Genomic DNA, 4531 nt, shown 5'->3' with positions numbered 1-4531 from the left:
CATGTGCTTGCTGATGAAACGGCTCGAACGTGGCCGTTTCATCTGGCCGCGCGCGGATGGAGGTGTCGTCTGCCTGAGTCAGGCGCAGCCGTCGATGCTGCTGGAAGGCATCGACTGACGTCAGCCGATACGCACGGCGGCGCCGACCATTGTAAACCTGCAGGCCGGCGCGTAGACTGCCGGCATGACGACGGCGAATACGTATCTGGATGATATCGAAGCGCTCAAGGGCTGCGCTTGAAAGAGCTCGAGGCTGACGAAGGCGCAGCGCTCGCCGAGATCCCTAGAATGCCACGCACGGCGTCGGAAAAAGTACAAGCAAGCCATTGCCGGAACATCTGCCGCGCGAGATCCAGACCTATTGGCGCGAATCCCGTAAGACCTGCACGGCGTGCGCGCAACGAAGCTCCATGCCGACGATACGCCAGTGCCGGTGCTTTACGGGACCGAATCGACGTTTGCGACGTATCGCTTCGTCGCGGTGGCGAGACGTCTTGCCGTTGCCCTGTGGCGCTATCTGAAAGACAGAGTCTTTCCCGAAGACGCGGATCTTAAGTCAGCCTAGGTTTCTTCATGATTCTCGGGATCGGACGATGCAAAGGTTAAGCACTTTATTTACAAAGCTACCACCGGTTGGAACGAATACCACCGGTGGTGACCACTCTGGGTTGCCTGAAGTGACCGATTATTTTCAACTAGGGCATGTTCTCGGAAGAGGTTCCGGTGCAGCGCGCATGAGGATAGGGCCGGCAACATACCAGCGGATAGAAGGTGGTGAGATACTGGTTCATCTCTCGACCGCACTGGCGACTTCAGACCGTGTCCCGCAGGAAACATGGTATGCCGATATCGGCGAAAGCGATCTTGGCATAATCTCGCTCATAGAAGCGTGCTCTGTCATCGAACCAACTGTTACGCCCTCTCAGGAAATTCGGAGATGTATTGGGAAATCAATCGGTTGACTCGGAAAATCATATCAGTTAATGGCCTCGAAACGTAATTTCGAGACAGCTTCTCAGTGTCGGCATCATAGAAACGCCAGAATCACCATTCGCAGCTGATGCAATCCACGTGCCCAGGGGCGAAAAATGAAACTGGCGCGCGGGTCGTGATGCGCATGAATATGCTAAGGTGCCAAGTACCTTTTGTAAGATAAAACATAGGCCGTTTTTTAGGCTGCAAGAGCTAATCTATCACGTCCGGGATATGCCTTGAATCAATAAGCATTGTGCCGATCTGCGTACACGGAGTGAAACTAACATATTTTACCCCCGTCGATTCCAGAAAACGCAAGCAATCAGGAGTTCAGCGTCATGCTACGATTCGAAATCCTCTTCCAACTTGGATATTCGATCCGGCTCGAGAGAATGCACGAGATATTGCTGGCTCGCATGGATCGCTTTATCAGCTTTACTCAAATCTTCCTTGGAATTACCATCGTGGTCGGAATCCTCCCAATTACGGGTGGCATTATTGTCGCCGCACTAAGTGCTTTCTCGTTTGCATACCAACCCGGCGTCAAGTCAGTCCGCGCTTGTATGCAGAAACGGAAGTACGAAAGCCTGCTGGCAGAGGCTAGCAGCGTCGACAACGATACACTGTTGGAGCGCTACTGCGCTCTTCAGGAGAATGGCTCACAAATCATCAGAGTGTTGATGCATCCCGCGCACGTCGGTGAGGAGATCCGGCTAGGTCGCGAACCGACCCTCGACCTCACGTTCATTGAGCGCATGTCCGCATTCATCGCCGGTGATTTGCCACGACGTACGAAGCCTTATGCATAGATCGCTTCAAAAGTGGCGGGAACGCAAAGTTCATTGTTACATGAGCGCTGCTTGAGGCGGCGGGCCTCTGCCCCACGAGAAATTGCAGAGTCGGGGGAGATACGTTATCTGATGCAAGCATTCGGCGCCGGCTGGTCAGCGGTGATAAATCACTTTGAAGAACAGGAGCTAACGCTACGACGCCCAAACGGGCAGTTTGCAATTTCATTCAATCCTTCGGAAAGTGGGCTCCTGCAACGCGAATCGCACGCGGTATCTTGGTCAACGTGAAGCGCGGGGTGCGTTCGCTCGTTTGGGCTCGCAGTCAGGAGTGCATCGACAACAAGCCAACGTTGTATCGGTGCGTCAATCATGCTCAACCTCTGGCGGCCCGCTAACAGTGCCCAAGACTCGCACGCGAAGGCGCGGAAGAGAAATCTCAGAGTCAGCTGTACAACGCACCGCTGCAGCTCCACGAGAGATCGTCCCTCCTACCGCCAATTGCTGAGAGGCTACTCGGGAGGTCGGTGGCGCTGCCAGACACGGCTGCAAAACGTGTATGTTTGGCCGTCCGACACGATGGCATCGAGCGCCAGAGTAGCTAAGCTTTGTTGGGCAGCCGGGAGCATCCCGTGCTGATCGTTTTCTAAAAGCGTGCCGCGTGAAACGCGAGCAAGATAATTCTACGTTCCTTGGCTGGCGGTTGTTGTATTCAAGAGTTTTGTAGCACCCGTGCGGTCGGCATTTTCTTAGGCGGTGGCCTCGATTGTTTATATGGACATAAGAACAATATCAGATAGAGGGGCTATTTCAAAATAGGCGTCGATCGCCTTGAAAATCAAATTGATAAAACGCCGGCGACGGGGCGCTTTATAGGTTGAGTGGGGGCATAAGGTCGAACGCTGAATGACGGTGCGTCGACGCGGTCGCCAATTAGCCTCCATTCCCAGCTCCTTCGGGATGGAGACCTCCTGTCAATGCTGCTATACGAGAGCATCCGGATTCTTGCAATTAGTTATGGGAATTACTCCAGATGTCAATTCATCAGCAAGGAGTTGCTATGTATTTCCGGTCAGAATCGCATTCGTATTTAAAGCCATATTGGCCGTCATGGTTCGCTGCATCTCTTGTAGCTGTTTTTCTTACCTGTGTATCGGTCGATAACGCACGTGCATCTATTGCAAAGCTCAATGAAGCAGCGGTTGCGTTGGCGCCAGCATGTCGGCAAATCGGATCTGATGGCCGATTGCAAGTGCCATCGAACCTGATTGCATTAACGCAACCGGAGGGCCAACAACGACTACTGGATACTTCGGCCAAGCACGCTTACTGGCCGTTGTCGGCACATTTCGAGACTCAGCAGAATCAAGCATATTGTTCCATCGCAACATCGGTCATTGCATTAAATGCGTTGGGTATACAACGGCCCCAAAGTACACAGTGCCCATACCTCGGTTACTTCACGCAGAACGATTTCTTTGAGTCGGTAAATCCTCAGTTGGCCAGCGCGACGACGGTCGCTCAACATGGCATGACTCTGGAACAGTTAGGGATGGTACTGGAGAATTTCCCAGTTAAAGTGCAAAGATTCTACGCCGATGATATGACATTGACACAGTTTCGCACGATGATCCATGCGGCGGTCAGTCGCAGCGATCAGTTTGTCTTATTGAATTTCAAGCGCTCCATAATCGGAGAAGCAGGTGGCGGGCACTGGTCGCCACTCGCAGCATATGACGAGTCCAGCGACAGCGCGTTGCTGCTTGATGTCGCACGTTACAAGTACCCGCCCGTATGGGTTCCAATTAAACAGTTGTATCAAGGCGCGGTTGCGATCGATGATGAGAGCGGGTTTGCGCGTGGCGCGCTCATTGTCAGCAAGCGATGAAACCACCTGACCGCTGGTGATGGCTCCATGGGGGATACTGACAAGGGTTGGCGACTGCGGTCATCATTAGTGGAAGCTTCGGGATATCCGCCGCCATATGAAACCAGCGCACACAAATTGGGTTTTCGTTCAGCAAGGGGTCTGCGACTATAGCGTTTTTTTAAAGTGCGCGCATGCAGATTGCGTGATGATGAACTGGTCGAGCGTAACATGGGCCACAATGCTCGGGCGTTTTACGGCTCGCCCAGGTGCCATACCGCCGACGGACTATTCACTACCACGGGGCGGACAGAAGCGCGTCTGATGGAGATATCGTGCCGGCCGGTTTACAGTGGCAGATGTACACCAGATATCGAGGGACCATAGGCGATTGCGGCCGTTGATCTCAAAAAGTGGAGGGCGAGGGCAAACACCGCCTTATACGAACACTCGATATCTCTCTTACGTCCGCCTCGCTTAGCCCCAGATGTCAGCATCTTCGCATTGAATGTAGCAAACCTATCTTCGGCTTCGTCAGATGAGGCGAGGGCGATTCGTCGACGACTATCACGGTGCGTCCACGGCAGGTTGCTGATGTTCTTCGGATGCGAACTCTTGTCAGCGCGGTGCATTTGGACCGATTGGCAAGTACCCTTGCGGCCAACGATGCGGCAGTCGGACGAGCGCCCGGTACTGAAGGAGTACGTACATAAGCATGAGCGAATAAAGCTGCGGGGCGTGGGCACGGCAAGACGGGCGCTTGGTGGCAGCCGGTGGGCGCGGCTGCAATCATAGTGCATTGTTTGGAGCAGTACAGGGGAAAACGCTGCCTGATGCGAGCATCGAGCGCCCGTCTTGCCGCATCTTGTCGATCTGATTCAGAGGCCAGTTCAAAAAGACT

At 53.7% G+C, this 4531-nt stretch carries 2 protein-coding genes and 2 pseudogenes; all 4 read left to right on the top strand.

Features of this window, described 5'->3' with window-relative positions; genetic code table 11:
- Positions 1-231 precede the first annotated feature (231 nt).
- Positions 232-395, top strand: a pseudogene (locus tag C7H84_RS37390) (IS66 family transposase); the annotation flags it as partial.
- A gap of 45 nt (positions 396-440) precedes the next feature.
- Positions 441-565, top strand: a pseudogene (locus C7H84_RS37385) (IS110 family transposase); the annotation flags it as partial.
- 748 nt (positions 566-1313) lie between these two features.
- On the top strand, positions 1314-1784 hold the full coding sequence (locus C7H84_RS33920; RefSeq protein ID WP_121862898.1) for a hypothetical protein: 471 nt from the start codon (positions 1314-1316) through the stop codon (positions 1782-1784).
- Positions 1785-2796: 1012 nt separating this feature from the next.
- The gene (locus C7H84_RS33915) at positions 2797-3651 is read left to right on the top strand and encodes a phytochelatin synthase family protein (RefSeq protein WP_240462178.1); all 855 of its coding nucleotides are present in this window, start codon (positions 2797-2799) and stop codon (positions 3649-3651) included.
- Positions 3652-4531 lie beyond the last annotated feature (880 nt).

It is taken from the genome of Burkholderia sp. Nafp2/4-1b (assembly GCF_003635165.1).
In the GTDB taxonomy this organism is placed as follows: Bacteria; Pseudomonadota; Gammaproteobacteria; order Burkholderiales; family Burkholderiaceae; genus Burkholderia.
This window is presented reverse-complemented; position numbering and strand designations above follow the sequence as displayed.